Origin of the sequence: Enterobacter sp. SENG-6, from assembly GCF_001605945.1 — a bacterium.
Lineage (GTDB): Bacteria > Pseudomonadota > Gammaproteobacteria > Enterobacterales > Enterobacteriaceae > Enterobacter > Enterobacter cloacae.
In genome coordinates this window covers 98882-114385 of the sequence record NZ_LOMM01000002.1, presented here as the reverse complement: position 1 = coordinate 114385, position 15504 = coordinate 98882, and the positions used below count along the sequence as shown (strand labels likewise).

Below are 15504 nucleotides of genomic sequence, written 5' to 3'. Positions count from 1 at the left end.
AAGGTTACCAATATGCGTAAGATTATTATGCTGGCATCTCTGCTGCTCAGCGCGGGCAACGCATGGGCCAATATTGTGATTAATGGCACGCGTGTTCTTTATCCTGAGAATAACAAAGAGGTCATTGTTCAGTTAATCAATACGGGTGATGCCCCTGCGCTGGTGCAATCCTGGATTGATGACGGCGATATTAACTCCACCCCGGAAACGGCAAACGTTCCTTTTCTGTTATCGCCACCGGTGGTGAAGGTCAGCGAACATAATGGTCAGCAATTGCGGATAAAAAAGTTGCCTGCGAATTTACCGGGCGATCGCGAATCGGTCTTTTTCCTGAACGTGCTCGACATTCCGCCAAAGCCGGAAAATATACAAAACCAGAATACCGTTCAGCTGGCGATTAAATCACGCATCAAAATGTTTTATCGCCCGGCCTCGTTAACCGGCACGCTGGATAACGCAACGGGGAAACTGACGCTGATTGCCAGCGGTAAACAGTTCCGCATCGTTAATGACAGCCCTTTCCATATTACGGTTGCCAATATTTCCCAGGGCAAAACCAAATTACTGCAGGAATCACCGATGGTCGCGCCATTTGGTCAACTCACCGTCGCAACAAAAAACGCGGTGAAACACGGCCAAACCTACCAGCTGATGTATGTGGATGATTTGGGTGCGTATAAAACCCGCACGCTCACCAGCCAGTGATCGGAAAGACTCACCATGAAAATGAAACAAAACAGGCTCTGCATGCTGGCTGTCTGCTCGCTTCTGCTTTCGCATAAATCAGGTGCGGTAACGTTTGATACCTCCCTGCTTGCTGGCGCATCCGGTGAGTCCGATCTGTCACGCTTTTACGAAAACAACGCCATGCCAGCCGGTCCCCAGGAGATGGATATTTACGTCAACGGAGACTGGAAGGGGCGCTATACGGTGACCTACGGCGAGCAACAGGATGACGTTCGCCTTGCCTGGAAAGACGCGCTTATGCTGGGGATCAACACCAAAGCGATTCCGGCCCCCGCCATTATTGACGGCCAGGTGCAGCTGCACGATCTGGTTCAGGGCGGCGAGGTAAAAACGGACACCAGCACGCTGAGTCTGGCACTCACCGTGCCACAGGCGGCCGTCTTACGTACCGAAGAGGGCTATGTTGCCCCTCAGTTCTGGGACGAAGGGATCCCGGCGCTGATGCTCTCCTGGAACACCACCTGGTACAACACGCGAACAAAAGGCTCCGCCAAAGAGACCAACGATGATTTTTACGCCGGGCTGGATTCCGGTGCCAACCTGCTCGGCTGGCAGTTTCGCGACAGCAGTACCTGGCGCAAATCCGCCAGCGGTGACAGCAGCTGGCAGAATAACACCCGCTACCTGCGCCGCCCGCTGGCAGCGCTGAAATCCAACCTGACGCTGGGCGACTTTTATATTCCCGGCGATCTGTTTGATTCCCTTCGTGTGCGCGGCGTGTCGCTGGCCTCCGATATGAAAATGCGCCCTAACTCGCAGCAGGGCTTTTCACCGGTGGTACATGGCGTGGCGCGCACTAACGCCCTGGTGAAGGTAATGCAGAACGGTAACGTCATCTATCAGGAGAACGTTCCGCCGGGCCAGTTCACCCTCGACAGCATTCAGCCGACCGGTTCAGCGGGCGACCTGCTGGTGGTCGTGCGCGAAGCGGACGGTTCCCAGCAATCATTCACGGTGCCTTTCTCTGCCGTGCCCGGCATGCTCAAAGAGGGTGTGAGCGAGTACAGCGTGGTGGCGGGAAAGGTTCATCAAAACACCCTTGAGGCGGACCCGGCGTTCCTGCAGGCCACGCTGCGCTATGGCTTTAATAACCTGATGACCGGCTATACGGGCACGATCGTGAGCGATAATTATCAGGCGGGGCTTATCGGCACCGGCTGGAATTTGCCCTTTGGCGCGGTATCCGTGGATGTCACCCACGCCAAAACCACGCTGCAGGACAGAACCGACAGCGGCCAAAGCTTTCGCGTGTCGTACAGTAAATTTATCGATACCACAGCCACCAACTTCACGCTGGCGGCCTACCGCTACTCCACGAAAGGGTATTACAGCTTTAGCGACGCGCTTTACTCCCGGGAAGGGTATCAACGCCTGAAAGCGCAGTATGACGAGTATGAAGATCGCTTCGGGGTCGCCCCGGAGATGACGATGAGCACCTGGGATGCCCTGCGCGCCGCACAGCCTAAAAACACCTTCACGCTTAACCTGAACCAGCGTCTGCCCGACAACTGGGGCACGGTGTTTATCTCGGGTACACAGCGCGACTACTGGAATTCCCGCCAAACCTCGCGCGAATATCAGGCCGGCTACTCCAACGCCATCGGCCGGGCCAGCTATACCGTCTCCGCCAGCCGGGTGCGCAACAGCGAGCGTGAAGAAGAGACGCGTTTTTACCTCTCCCTCAGCCTGCCCTTCTCGCTGTTTGAAAACAACGCGTGGGTCACCTCCAGCCTGACGGCCAGCGACTCGCATTATGAACAGAGCAATATCAGCATGAGCGGCAACGCGCTGGCGTCGAACCGCCTGAGCTATACGTTCTCCGGCAGCAATGCGCGGGGCGGGAACAACACCGCCAGCGTGAACACCGCATACCGGGCAAACTTCGCAACGCTTGGCGGCTCCTACAGTGAATCCTCCGACTACCGCCAGATGGGGCTGAACGGGCGCGGCAGCCTGGTGGCCGTGCCGTGGCATCTGCTTGCCTCCAACGAAACCGGCTCCACCATGACCATTGTCGATGCGCCGCAGGCGGAAGGGCTGATGGTTAACGGCGACGAAAGTATCGTGACCAACCGTGATGGCGTGGCGCTGGTGCCTTACGCCACGCCGTACCGTAAAAATGCCATCACCCTGTCCGAAACGGCGAACAGCCGCGGGGCAGAAGTGCTGGGCAACATCGCTAACGTCGCCCCTTACGATGGCGCGGTGAACTATATCCGCTTCGATACCGACCAGCGCCAGTCCTGGATGCTGCGCGCCACCCGCCCGGACGGGGCACCGTTGCCGTTTGGTACCGAAGTGCTGAACGAGCGCGGCGAGTCGGTGGGTTATGTCGGCCAGGCCAGCGTGCTCTACATTCGCGCGGAACAACCACCACGTGAGCTTAGCGTTCATTTGCGTGGCGGAAATTGCACTATCGCCGCACCGGCGTGGGGACTGGAAAGCCCGTCCTCTGTTTGCCATTACTAACGGAACATCAACATGATACGGTTACTGACCTTTCTGTTTCTCGCCTGCGTCAGCGGGGCAAGCTATGCCACCTGTTCCGGGGGCAGTATTTCCTATGGCCCGCCGATCAGCGTCGATCTGTCGGATAAGCTGACGCCCGCCACGCCGACCTGGACCGGGAGCTTCAGCACCCAGTACAGCGGCTCGTTTAACTGCTCAACCGGCAACAGCGAGTTTTCTTACACGCCGATCCTCTCGACCGACAGTAAGTACGCCACCATTCTGGGCTTCAGCAATGACAAATACAGGGTGCGGGCGGAGATCACCAGCACGCATCCCAACATGACGCTGAGCGCGAGCGGTAACCATACGGCTTCTGAACTGAACACGCCGTTTACCGTGCGCTTTACGCTGGTTGATCAGAGTGGTACGACCCTCTCGGGGGACACGGCGACCATGAGCGATGTCTTGTTCGTCAGCGATATGAGCGGCATGTCGTTCTGGGAGATCATTACCTGGCCGATCAATCAGTTGGTGAAAATCGTGCAGTGGCTGTTTAACGGCTTTAAGTGGCCATACGATAACCGGGATATGTTTGGCCAGCCGATGACCATCAAATATGCACCGAAGCTGACCACCTGCTCTTTCGACAACGCGGGGCTGACGGTTCATTTACCTACGCTGGGTATCCCACAGTTGAGTGCCTCTGCCCAGCCAGGGCTGACGCCCTTTACGCTCAATATGAGCTGTCAGAATCTGGGGACAAACGGGACGTCTGACCGGGCGATTGAGATGTTCCTCTCCAGCACGCAACTGCTGTCGACCGACAGTTCCGTACTGGTTGATACAAGCAGCGGTGCCGCACAGGGCGTGGGGCTGCGGCTGATTCAGCGGAATAACCCGCAACAGCCGGTCATCTTCTCGACCTCTACCACCAGCCGCGGAAATGCCACGCTGCTGTTCAACGTGGCGGCGGGCGGGGCACTGAGCAAGACGTTCACCCTGCCCATGGCGGCGTCCTATTATGTCTGGGCACCGGCGAAGGTCAGTCAGGGCAAACTCAATACGACGGCGACGCTGAATATTATCTACCCCTAATGCGCATCTGCCGGGACGCTGTCGTTCCGGCGAATCGACGCTTAACTCCCGATCCGGCCCGCCATCTGCAGGTATTTGATGAGTTCGCTGTGGTTGGTGAGGTTGAGTTTTTTCATCGCATTGTGCTTTTGGGTGGCGATGGTACTGGCCGAGCGGCTTCGCAGCTGGGCAATTTCGGTCACGGTGTAGCCTTCCACCAGAAGATGCAGCACCTCCCACTCCCGGGCGGAAAGCACCGAACGCGAGCGCGCGCCAGCGCGCATCATTCCCTTCAGATACGATGAGACACGCGGCCTGGCCTCTTCTGCTCTGAGCAGCGCCTGTAATTCTCTTTTCAGCTCGCCGGGCTCGTCCTGCAGGGAAAGGGTCAGCTCGTATTTCATCTCCAGCACCCTTTTTAATAATCCGTACTGTAATTCAGGCACAAAAAGTACACGCTTAACGTGGTGCGTATGACATAACATATTAAGCCGGTTACTGGTCTGTACGCTCCACGATTTATGGTTAAACAGATAACTGAACTCGGCCATAACAATATCGACCTGACCGTCGCTAATGGCATCAAAGAGCTGTTCTGTTGATTCCACTATTGATATTTGCAGAGAATATTCAGGCAGTAATTTACGCAGTGCATCGCTTATCATCTCCTGCAGAATATTGACCCGATAAAACACAATAATCCTGAGAGTGAATTCAGAAAAAATCATATTATTTCATTATTAACACGATAAAAGGAGACTGATAGTAGTGTAATAAGCCCATGCTCACAACTTATTCCCACCAGGATTTTAACGCCCGGGTGGCTAAAATTCCTGGCGACGCAATACAAGTGGCGAATCAACACCCAAAACGTGCTAAAACCCCGCCTAAAAACCCCATAAAAATAGCGTGTTATCCATATCAAACCTTAACAAACGCCATTTCTCAGGATAAAAATCTATCTCTAATATTATAAGAAGATTAAAAATATTAGATCTCACCTTAAAATATTTTTTGAATTTTATCTTTCGATAATAAAAGGGATTGGCTTTACGCAATACATTCTCCTGGCATACATTTTATGCCATGTCTCGCGACAAAGGCATGGGTACTGTTTCTCTTACACGGACCGGGTGCCCAACTAAAGGAGAATGACCATGAAAGAAACAATACATGTGGCCGTTATTGATAGTTGTGAGTTCACAATGATTGGCCTGCAATATCTTGGCAACCGTGAACCTGACGCGCATCGGGATGTTATTTTCCATGGGTTCAGCAATATTGAAGATTTTCTCCTCAGCGAACGAACCTGGGACATCGTCATTTATGATCCACTGAATATCGGCAGTTTTATGATTACGCCCAATGAAGATATTCTGCGCATTAAAGAAAAACAGCCAGCGGCGAGGATCTATATCTATTCGTTATCCGTCGGTTTTCTGAAATTTAAGCATGTGGATGGGGTCATCAATAAGCGCGTGTCGCTGGGGGATATCAAGGCGATGTGGCAAATCCTGATGAGCCAGACGCCAAAAGCGTTAAACCATTACAACGTGAGCATTACGACGCGGCAGCGCCCTGCAAGGCTCTCCAACGAGGAAGCGAGCGTGCTGCGAGGTTACTCATGTAACCTGAAAACCAAGCAAATTGCCCGTCAGCTCGGCTGCAACGTCAGGCTGGTTTATTTCTACAAAAACAATGCCATGAATAAGCTGAAGGCCGTGCGGGGCCCCTCGTTCTATCAGAGCATTCGCTGGATCCTGAATTAACTTCCCGACCGTGTGTCGTTTGCCTTTGTTCCCGTGTCCGCGGGAACCTTTTTTTCTGCAGGTCTTGTCATGTACACCGTGCTTCCCTCTCCCCTGCTGCATGCCATCACCGGATTGCGGTTTCAGCCTTTAGTCGATTTGCATTCCGGCCAGGCGGTGGCGCATGAGGTTCTGGTGGAGATCCACAACGTGAATCTTGACGCACTCTTCGCTTCACTGCCCACCCGTAGCGCGCTGCAAATTTTTTTCTGGCAGGCCAATACGCTGCTGCAGATGCCGGACAAAGGCCAGTACTGGCTTAATCTCCCGGCAGACCAGCTGCTTGATGCCAAAGCCATCGACCTGTTGCTTGCGCTACGTCACCAGCAGCGCTTAACGATAGAAATTCAGGATCCGTTAACCGTGACCCGCATGAGTGCCGCAGAGCAACGCGGCATCCATCACGCCCTGCTTCAGCTTAAGGCGGCGGGCTGGAAAATCTGGCTGGATGATCTGACTCAGGAACTGGCAGACGACTATGCGCGTCTTGCTCTGCCGGTAGATGGCATCAAACTGGACCGCTCAGAGCTGAGCTCTCCCGCCCGCTTTGACGCACTGGTTCACTTCGTCAGAGAGAAGATTGCCCGGGCTGTTGTCGTCGAAGGCATTGAAACCGCGCAGGACTTACAGCGAGCCTGCGCCTCAGGAGCACGGTTTGGCCAGGGTTTCCTCTGGCCGGAAAGCCGGATAGACGCCAGCGTGACGGTGTAAATTCCGTGGGCATTACCAGCCCGGCACCGCTCCGCCGTTAAAAATGGTCTCCGCCGCCTTCGCTACCTCCGGTGACTGATAGGACTGGATAAATTCCTTTACGTTCTCTGCGTCTTTATTGTCTTCGCGCGTCACCACGATGTTCACGTACGGCGAGTTTTTATCTTCGATAAAGACGCTGTCATGCACCGGGGAAAGCCCGGTTTGCTGGATATAGGTGGTGCTGATGATGGCAACATCCACTTTCGGGTCATCCAGCACGCGCGGCAGTTGCGCCCCTTCCAGCTCCATAATGTTCAGTTTTTTCGGGTTAGCGGTGATATCCAGCGCGGTTGGCAGCAGGCCCACGTCCGGTTTCAGGGTAATCAGTTTCTCTTTTTGCAGCAGGAGCAGCGCGCGACCGAGGTTGGTGGGGTCATTAGGGATGGCAACGGTCGCCCCGTCTTTCAGGTCAGACACGGATTTGATTTTGCGGGAATAACCGGCCATCGGGAAGACGAAGGTATTCGCTACGGCAACCAGTTTGTAGTTATGCGCCTTGTTATCTTCTGCAAGGAACGGACGATGCTGGAAGACGTTAGCATCCAGTTCTCCCTGGTTGGTGGCATCGTTGGGCAGCAGCGAACCGCTAAACCCGACCAGCTCCACATCCAGACCGTATTTCTCTTTTGCCACTTTTTTAGCGACTTCAGCCACATCCTGCTCCGCGCCGTTGATTACGCCGACTTTAATGTGTTTGGCATCGCTGCCACTTTGATCGCATCCTGCCAGCAGCAGACCCGCGAGAACCAGAGCACCCAATCGAAGTTTCACAAGACCTATCCTTTTGATGAACGTTTCAGTGACTATATCGGCAACGAGGCGGTGAAATAAAAACCGAAAAGGAATCAATAAGAAGGATAGGTTATATGCGGTCTATTGCCGGGTGACGCTGCGCCACCAAGCATCGGCGATCACGACGCTGTTGTCCAGTCCTCAACGGCAAGCGCCTGCACCATTCTGAATGCATGATCGTTGGTCACTATTGTTGTACCCCGACTAAGAGCATGCGCAGCGATCAGTTGATCGAGATCGCCCATCACTCTCCCTCTCTTCTCCATTTCTGCGCGGAGTTCACCGTACGTTGCTGCGGCTTCACTGTCCCAGTCGCAAATAGTGATGGTTTTAAGGAACTCAAGTATTGTTTTTTGTAATCTGTCACTTTGCTTTTTGGCTATTCCATAAAGCAGTTCAGCCTCCGTCACGCTTGAAATACACATTTTTTCTATTGGGGTGCGAGAATAGTGCTTTATCACCCCGGGATGTTGCCTGACGAGGTGGCTTACTATGTTTGTATCCAACATATGCAGCATTTTCTAGAACCCTTCAAATGGATCTCTTGTTGTATAGCTCTGATTGCGTTCCTCTTTACTCAGGAAAGAATCAGGAACATCAGTCTGCTTCAGTAAACGTAAAAAATTATCTCTGTGACGCTCCTTTTCCGATCTCGCAGTCAAGATGACGTTCCCTTCCTCATCTCGTCGGATGTAAACACTCTCCGTATCAAACATGAAGTCAGCAGGCAACATCACTGCCTGACGTCGCCCCTTTTTGAAGAGTTTTGCTGTACGTTTCATTGCTATCTCCCTGGTTGAATGACCAGGCCGAAGCATGTGCCATCGCCCTCAAGGGAGGCAAGCGAGACGCGTCAATTTCAGAAAGCGACTCGCAATAAATAGCGGAATGACTAATGCAGAACCGGGCCTAAAGCGCTTTCGTCAGATAATGACGCTGCATGCCTGGGTACGGGTAATCCTGCAAAGACATCTGCAGCTGGTACCCCTGTTTTTCATAAAACGGACGCGCCTGGAAGCTGACCGTGTCGACCAGGGCATGTGTACAGCCTTTACGTCTGGCTTCTTCTTCCGCCGTTTTGATAAGCTGGCTGCCCACGCCGGTTCCCCGCACGGTATCGCTCACCCAGAGATAATCAATATTCAGCCATTCACCTTTTCGCACGCCGATTAATCCACCCAGCATGACGCCCTTTTCGTCTCGCATGTAAACGCCAATATCACCACTAAAGTTCGTCATATCTAAAAACTGGGCGTTGTAAGCTCTTAATCCCACAAATAACTCTTCTTTTTCTTCGGGTGTGACTTTTTCTGTTATGCTCAGGTGCATATTTTTCTCCTTATTTTCCACGCAATCTGAATATCTCACAGGTTAACCTTCATAAAAACTCCTTATTTCCTCCATTTTTTAAATCCTGAAATATTCATTCAATATGTAAATAAAAAAAGCCTTTCCAATACGCACCCAAAACGTATAATGAGAACGATCATTCTCACTTTTTACCCGGTAATCGACGATGAGCACAAAACTGGAAGAACGGCAGAAACAACGTCAGGACGAGATCATCACCGCCGCGCGCCGCTGCTTTCGCGCCAGTGGATTTCATGCGGCCAGTATGTCGCAAATCGCCAGCGAGGCGAAACTCAGCGTCGGGCAAATTTACCGTTATTTCAGTAACAAAGATGCGATTATTGAAGAGATGATCCGCCGTATTATCGATTCCCGTATCGAGGGAATGCAGGACAAAACGGTGGTGGAAGGCATGCCGCAGGCGCTCGCCTGGCGTCAGACGATTAACGAAGACGACGATGCGCTGATGCTCGAAATGTCCGCCGAGGCGACGCGTAATCCGCAGGTGGCCGCCATGTTAACCGCAGCCGAGGCCCGTATGTTTAGCAACGCCTGTGCGCACCTGAAAAAGCAGTTTCCTCATTTAAGTGATGAACATATTCGCTGCTGCGTGGAGATTACCGCCGTGATGATCGAAGGCACAATTTACCGTCGGCTTACGCCTTTAAACGTGCCGTCAGAACAATTAGAGCCGATTTATCAGAATATTTTAAATATGCTTTTCACTGCGAAGTAATCGCATGTGAATAATTAACGGGAACAGGTAATTTCCCGGTTTACCATTTCTGGTTCTGCCAGAGATACGGTATCGCTGTGCCTTTAAAACGCCCTCCTCCTTGTTAAGCCATTAACAGGGCGGGCATCGTTCACCCTGGAAAAAGATGATGAAAAAGATAACAACCTCCATCGCCGCATTACTCCTCCTGACAGGGTGTGATAATGCGCAAACATCTGCTCCCCAACGTCCTCTTCCGGAAGTGGGGATTGTCACACTCATGAGCCAGCCGGTGTCCGTCGTCAGTGAACTGACCGGGCGTACCACCGCCGCAATGAGCGCCGAAGTTCGCCCACAGGTGGGCGGCATTATTCAGAAGCGGCTGTTCACCGAAGGCGATACCGTGAAAGCCGGACAAGCGCTGTATCAGATCGATCCCTCCAGCTACCGCGCCGCGTTTGATGAAGCCGCCGCGGCGCTGAAACAGGCGCAAGCGCTGGTGCAGGCCGACTGCCAGAAAGCCCGGCGCTATGCGCAGCTGGTGAAAGACGACGGCGTGTCGCGCCAGGATGCGGAAGACGCGAAATCCACCTGCGCGCAGGACAAGGCCAGCGTCGAGTCAAAGAAAGCCGCGCAGGAGAGCGCGCGCATTAACCTCAACTGGACTACCGTCACCGCGCCGATTGCCGGACGCATCGGCATCTCCTCCGTCACGCCCGGCGCGCTGGTGACCGCTCAGCAGGACACCGCGCTGGCCACCATTCGCGGGCTGGACACCATGTATGTCGATTTAACGCGTTCGAGTGCCGATCTGCTGCGATTACGCAAACAAACCCTCGCCTCGAACAGCGATACGCTCAGCGTCACGTTGCAGCTAGAAGACGGCAGCACCTACAGCGAAAAGGGTCGTCTGGCGCTGACCGAAGTGGCGGTGGATGAATCGACCGGATCGGTCACCCTGCGCGCCGTCTTCCCGAACCCACAGCATCAGCTTTTGCCGGGGATGTTTGTCCGCGCCAGAGTGGACGAGGGCATCATGAATGACGCGATCCTGGCCCCTCAGCAGGGCATTACCCGCGATGCCAAAGGCAAAGCCACCGCGCTGGTGGTGAACGCCAGCAACAAGGTGGAGCAACGTCAGCTGGAAACGGGTGACACCTACGGCGATAAATGGCTGGTGCTGAGCGGTCTGAAGGCGGGCGACAGGCTGATTGTGGAAGGCACCGACAAAGTCACCGCCGGCCAACAGGTGAAGGCCGAAGAGATGAAATCCAACGGAGGAAATGCCTGATGTTTTCCCGTTTCTTCGTGCGTCGCCCGGTCTTTGCCTGGGTGATCGCCATCCTCATCATGCTCGCCGGGATACTGGCGATCCGCACGCTGCCGGTTGCGCAGTACCCGGACGTCGCCCCGCCGTCGATCAAGATCTCCGCCACCTACACCGGTGCCTCCGCGCAGACGCTGGAAAACAGCGTGACGCAGGTGATCGAGCAGCAGCTCACCGGGCTGGATAACCTGCTCTACTTCACCTCCACCAGCAGTTCGGACGGCTCGGTGAGCATTACCGTCACCTTTGAACAGGGGACCGACCCGGACACCGCGCAGGTCCAGGTGCAGAACAAAGTCCAGCAGGCGGAATCACGCCTGCCGACTGAAGTACAGCAGTCCGGGATCACCGTCGAGAAATCGCAGAGCAACTTCCTGCTGATCATGGGGGTGTACGACAAAACCGACACCGCCAGCAGCTCGGATATCGCCGACTGGCTGGTCAGTAATATGCAGGATCCGCTGGCGCGTGTGGATGGCGTCGGGAGTCTGCAGGTGTTTGGTGCGGAATACGCGATGCGTATCTGGCTCGACCCGGCGAAGCTGGCGTCCTACTCGCTGATGCCTTCAGATGTGCAAAGTGCGATTGAAGCGCAGAACGTGCAGGTTTCCGCCGGTAAAATCGGCGCGCTGCCCTCGTCGAACGCCCAGCAGCTGACCGCGACCGTGCGCGCCCAGTCGCGTCTGCAGACGGTGGATCAGTTTAAAAATATCATCGTCAAGAGCCAGTCTAACGGCGCGGTGGTACACATCAGCGACGTTGCGCGCGTGGAGATGGGTAGCGAAGATTACACCTCCACCGCGAAGCTGAACGGCCACCCGGCCGCGGGGATGGCGGTGATGCTTTCACCGGGCGCTAACGCGCTCAATACCGCCACGGCGGTGAAAGAGAAAATCGCCGAGTTCAAAAAGTCGATGCCGGAAGGCTACGACGTGGCCTACCCGAAAGACAGCACCGAGTTCATCAAAATCTCCGTTGAGGATGTCATTCAGACTCTGTTCGAAGCCATTATCCTCGTGGTTGTGGTGATGTACCTGTTCCTGCAAAACATCCGCGCCACGCTGATCCCGGCGCTGGCCGTTCCGGTGGTTCTGCTGGGCACCTTTGGCGTACTGGCGCTGTTCGGCTACTCCATCAACACCCTGACCCTGTTTGCGATGGTACTGGCGATAGGGCTGCTGGTGGATGATGCCATCGTGGTGGTGGAAAACGTCGAACGTATTATGCGCGACGAAGGGCTGCCCGCCCGGGAAGCCACGGAAAAATCGATGGGCGAAATTTCCGGTGCGCTGGTAGCGATTGCGCTGGTGCTCTCTGCGGTGTTCCTGCCGATGGCCTTCTTTGGCGGCTCCACCGGGGTGATTTACCGTCAGTTCTCGGTCACCATTATCTCGGCGATGCTCCTTTCCGTGGTGGTGGCATTAACCCTGACGCCTGCGCTGTGCGGCTCGATTCTGAGCCACACCGCCCCACATAAGAAGGGCTTTTTCGGCGCGTTTAACCGCTTCTACAGCAAGACCGAGCATGGCTATCAGAACAAGGTGCTGCGCGCCCTGCGCCGTTCCGGCGGCATGCTGGTCATCTACGCCCTGCTCTGCGGCGCGATGGGGTTCGCGATGCTGAAACTGCCGGGCAGCTTCCTGCCGACGGAAGACCAGGGCGAAATCATGGTGCAGTACACCCTGCCAGCCGGCGCAACATCGACACGCACCGCCGAAGTCAGCCGCCAGGTGCGCGAGTGGTTCCTCACCAAAGAGAAAGCCAACACCAACGTTATCTTCACCATTGAGGGCTTCAGCTTTAGCGGCAGCGGCCAGAACGCCGGGATGGCGTTTGTCTCCCTGAAAAACTGGTCCGAACGTAAGGGGGATGAAAACACCGCTCAGGCCATTGCCCTGCGCGCCACGCAGGAGCTGAGCACCATCCGCGATGCGACCATCTTTGCCATGACGCCACCGGCGGTGGACGGCCTGGGCCAGAGCAACGGCTTTACCTTTGAGCTGATGGCGAGCGGCGGCACCGACCGCGACACGCTGCTCAAGCTGCGTAACCAGCTGATTGGCGAGGCGAATCAGGATGCCTCCCTGCACGCGGTGCGCGCCAACGATCTGCCGCAGATGCCGCAGCTTCAGGTGGATATCGACAACAATAAAGCCGTGTCGCTGGGGCTCTCCCTGAGCGACGTCACCGACACCCTCTCCAGCGCATGGGGCGGCACCTACGTGAATGATTTTATCGATCGCGGCCGCGTGAAGAAGGTCTATATCCAGGGCGACAGCGACTATCGCGCCGTGCCGTCCGATCTCAACAAATGGTATGTACGCGGTAGCGACAGCACCATGACCCCGTTCTCCGCCTTTGCCACCACCCGCTGGGAGTATGGCCCGGAAAGCCTGGTGCGCTACAACGGATCGGCGGCGTATGAAATTCAGGGCGAGAACGCCAGTGGCGCCAGTTCCGGTACGGCGATGAGCAAAATGGAGCAGCTGGCGAATAATTTGCCGTCCGGCAGCACCTGGGCGTGGAGCGGGTTGTCCTTACAGGAAAAACTGGCGAGCGGCCAGGCCATGAGCCTGTATGCCCTCTCGATCCTGGTGGTGTTCCTGTGTCTGGCGGCGCTGTATGAGAGCTGGTCGGTACCGATTTCCGTCATCCTGGTGATCCCGCTTGGGGTGCTGGGCGCGGCGATTGCCGCCTCCCTGCGCGGCCTGAACAATGATGTCTACTTCCAGGTGGCACTGCTGACCACCATCGGCCTGTCGTCGAAGAACGCCATTCTGATTGTTGAATTTGCCGAGGCGAAAGTCGCCGAAGGCTACTCCCTGACACGTGCGGCGCTGCGTGCTGCCCAGACGCGTCTGCGCCCCATCATCATGACCTCGCTGGCGTTTATTGCAGGCGTGACGCCGCTGGCGATTGCTACCGGTGCAGGGGCCAACAGCCGGGTGGCGATCGGTACCGGCATTATTGGTGGGACGCTGGCCGCCACGCTGCTGGCGATCTTCTTCGTTCCGTTATTCTTTGTACTGGTGAAACGTCTGTTCTCCGGTAAACACAGCAACCGGAGGTCATAATGTTTCGTTTATCTGTTTTCGTGTTAGCGCTGATGAGCGCGGGCTGCGTCTCTTTAGATCCCACGTATCAGCGCCCGGCTGCGCCCGTCCCGGCGACGTTGCCGGGTGCGCACGGCGAAGCCACCGCCGTGGTGAGTCAGTGGCAACAGGTGATGAACGATGCGCGCCTGAAAGGCGTAGTGACGATGGCGCTCAACAGCAACCGCGACCTGCAAAAAGCGATTGCCGATATTGACGCCGCGCGCGCCCAGTACGGCGAAACGCGATCGTCCCTGTTCCCGACGGTGGACGCGGAGCTGAGCCACACCCGCAGCCGCACGCTGGCAAGCGGTGTCGCGACCAGCGATGAGGCCAACGGCACGGTCTCCAGCTTCGAGCTGGATCTGTTTGGCCGCAACCAGAGCCTGTCGCGTGCAGCACGTGAAACCTGGCTTGCCAGTGAATTTACCGCGCAGAACACGCGCCTGACGATGGTCAGCGAACTGACCACCGCCTGGGTGACCCTGGCGGCCGATAACAGCAACCTGGCGCTGGCAAAATCGACGATGGAGAGCGCCGCCAGCTCGCTCAGGATAGTGAAGCGTCAGCAGCAGGTCGGCGTGGCGGCGGCTACGGACGTCAGCGAGGCGATGGCGGTTTACCAGCAGGCGCGAGCCAGCGTGGCGAGCTATCAAACGCAGGTAATGCAGGACAAAAACGCCCTTAATCTGCTGGCGGGTGACACGGTGCCGGACACTCTGCTGCCGGGTACGCTGGAGAGCCTGAGCGATAACGCCATCACGCTGATCCCGGCGGGTGTCAGTTCCAGCGCGCTGTTGCGTCGCCCGGATATTAAGGAGGCGGAGCACAACCTGCTGAGTGCCAACGCCAATATCGGTGCCGCGCGCGCCAACTTCTTCCCCACTATTTCACTGACCGCCAGTGCGGGCGTCGGCAGCGATTCGCTTTCGTCCCTCTTCAGCCACGGGATGAAGGTGTGGTCATTCGCACCGTCCATCACCCTGCCGCTGTTCAGCGGCGGCAACAATCTGGCCCAGCTGCGCTACGCGGAAGCGGAGAAGAAGGGATTGATCGCCACCTACGAGAAAACCATCCAGAGCGCGTTTAAAGACGTGGCCGATGCGCTGGCACGCCGTGAAACGCTCAGCGAGCAGCTTGATGCCCAGCGTGAATACGTTGCGGCCGAGCAAAAAACGCTGGATGTGGCGACCCGCAGCTATCAGGCAGGTGCCGGGGATTATCTGACGGTACTGACCGCGCAGCGGTCGCTGTGGTCGGCGCAGGAATCACTGATATCGCTGCAGCAAACCGACCTGGAAAACCGCATCACCCTGTGGCAGTCGCTGGGGGGTGGGATTGAATAAAGCGGATATGCGGCGAGTGGATTGTATGGAGGATTATTGAGGGCTGGAA

14 protein-coding genes are annotated in these 15504 nt (G+C 55.8%); 9 read left to right on the top strand and 5 right to left on the bottom strand.

Features of this window, described 5'->3' with window-relative positions; translation table 11 throughout:
* Nucleotides 1-12 precede the first annotated feature (12 nt).
* Genes AX755_RS01415 through AX755_RS01405 form a run of 3 tightly spaced genes read left to right on the top strand, consistent with a single transcriptional unit; the run spans nucleotide 13 to nucleotide 4293 of the window.
* On the top strand, nucleotides 13-705 hold the full coding sequence (locus AX755_RS01415; protein ID WP_062856171.1) for a fimbrial biogenesis chaperone: 693 nt from the start codon (nucleotides 13-15) through the stop codon (nucleotides 703-705).
* Nucleotides 706-720: 15 nt separating this feature from the next.
* Complete coding sequence (locus AX755_RS01410) at nucleotides 721-3216, top strand: fimbria/pilus outer membrane usher protein (protein WP_062856170.1); 2496 nt, start codon at nucleotides 721-723, stop codon at nucleotides 3214-3216.
* A gap of 12 nt (nucleotides 3217-3228) precedes the next feature.
* Entirely contained in the window at nucleotides 3229-4293 is a 1065-nt protein-coding gene (locus AX755_RS01405; protein WP_062856169.1) for a fimbrial protein, read from the top strand.
* 41 nt (nucleotides 4294-4334) lie between these two features.
* Here the strand turns inward: AX755_RS01405 and AX755_RS01400 are convergent, their stop codons facing one another.
* Nucleotides 4335-5000 carry a LuxR C-terminal-related transcriptional regulator gene (locus AX755_RS01400; RefSeq protein WP_020686451.1) on the bottom strand — a complete coding sequence of 222 codons (666 nt, stop codon included), beginning with the start codon at nucleotides 4998-5000 and terminating at the stop codon, nucleotides 4335-4337.
* Nucleotides 5001-5429: 429 nt separating this feature from the next.
* Between AX755_RS01400 and AX755_RS01395 the strand changes: the two genes are divergently transcribed.
* A complete protein-coding gene (locus AX755_RS01395) occupies nucleotides 5430-6041 on the top strand; it encodes a helix-turn-helix transcriptional regulator (RefSeq protein WP_013094832.1) in 612 nt (203 codons plus the stop codon).
* 69 nt (nucleotides 6042-6110) lie between these two features.
* The gene (locus AX755_RS01390; RefSeq protein ID WP_045901862.1) at nucleotides 6111-6791 is read left to right on the top strand and encodes an EAL domain-containing protein; all 681 of its coding nucleotides are present in this window, start codon (nucleotides 6111-6113) and stop codon (nucleotides 6789-6791) included.
* Between the two features lie 12 nt (nucleotides 6792-6803).
* Here AX755_RS01390 and nlpA read toward each other — a convergent pair whose 3' ends face one another.
* The 4 genes from nlpA to AX755_RS01370 all read right to left on the bottom strand — a co-directional run bounded on the left by nlpA (nucleotide 6804) and on the right by AX755_RS01370 (nucleotide 8954).
* Nucleotides 6804-7604, bottom strand: coding sequence for a lipoprotein NlpA (nlpA, locus tag AX755_RS01385; RefSeq protein ID WP_062856168.1), 801 nt, complete (start codon nucleotides 7602-7604; stop codon nucleotides 6804-6806).
* A gap of 140 nt (nucleotides 7605-7744) precedes the next feature.
* Nucleotides 7745-8143, bottom strand: a complete 399-nt coding sequence (locus AX755_RS01380; protein ID WP_020686448.1) for a type II toxin-antitoxin system VapC family toxin — start codon at nucleotides 8141-8143, stop codon at nucleotides 7745-7747.
* A gap of 3 nt (nucleotides 8144-8146) precedes the next feature.
* Complete coding sequence (locus tag AX755_RS01375; protein WP_020686447.1) at nucleotides 8147-8407, bottom strand: antitoxin; 261 nt, start codon at nucleotides 8405-8407, stop codon at nucleotides 8147-8149.
* 127 nt (nucleotides 8408-8534) lie between these two features.
* Nucleotides 8535-8954, bottom strand: a complete 420-nt coding sequence (locus AX755_RS01370; RefSeq protein ID WP_038418282.1) for a GNAT family N-acetyltransferase — start codon at nucleotides 8952-8954, stop codon at nucleotides 8535-8537.
* A gap of 187 nt (nucleotides 8955-9141) precedes the next feature.
* On the opposite strand from AX755_RS01370, the gene AX755_RS01365 reads away from it, so the two are divergent.
* The 4 genes from AX755_RS01365 to AX755_RS01350 all read left to right on the top strand — a co-directional run bounded on the left by AX755_RS01365 (nucleotide 9142) and on the right by AX755_RS01350 (nucleotide 15455).
* Entirely contained in the window at nucleotides 9142-9711 is a 570-nt protein-coding gene (locus AX755_RS01365) for a TetR/AcrR family transcriptional regulator (protein ID WP_013094828.1), read from the top strand.
* Nucleotides 9712-9859: 148 nt separating this feature from the next.
* Nucleotides 9860-10981, top strand: a complete 1122-nt coding sequence (locus AX755_RS01360) for an efflux RND transporter periplasmic adaptor subunit (protein ID WP_062856167.1) — start codon at nucleotides 9860-9862, stop codon at nucleotides 10979-10981.
* On the top strand, nucleotides 10981-14091 hold the full coding sequence (locus AX755_RS01355) for an efflux RND transporter permease subunit (RefSeq protein ID WP_029881863.1): 3111 nt from the start codon (nucleotides 10981-10983) through the stop codon (nucleotides 14089-14091). Before AX755_RS01360 ends, AX755_RS01355 begins: the two co-directional genes overlap by 1 nt.
* Nucleotides 14091-15455, top strand: a complete 1365-nt coding sequence (locus AX755_RS01350) for an efflux transporter outer membrane subunit (RefSeq protein WP_038418274.1) — start codon at nucleotides 14091-14093, stop codon at nucleotides 15453-15455. The genes AX755_RS01355 and AX755_RS01350 overlap by 1 nt, the downstream gene beginning before the upstream one ends.
* Nucleotides 15456-15504: the final 49 nt, after the last annotated feature.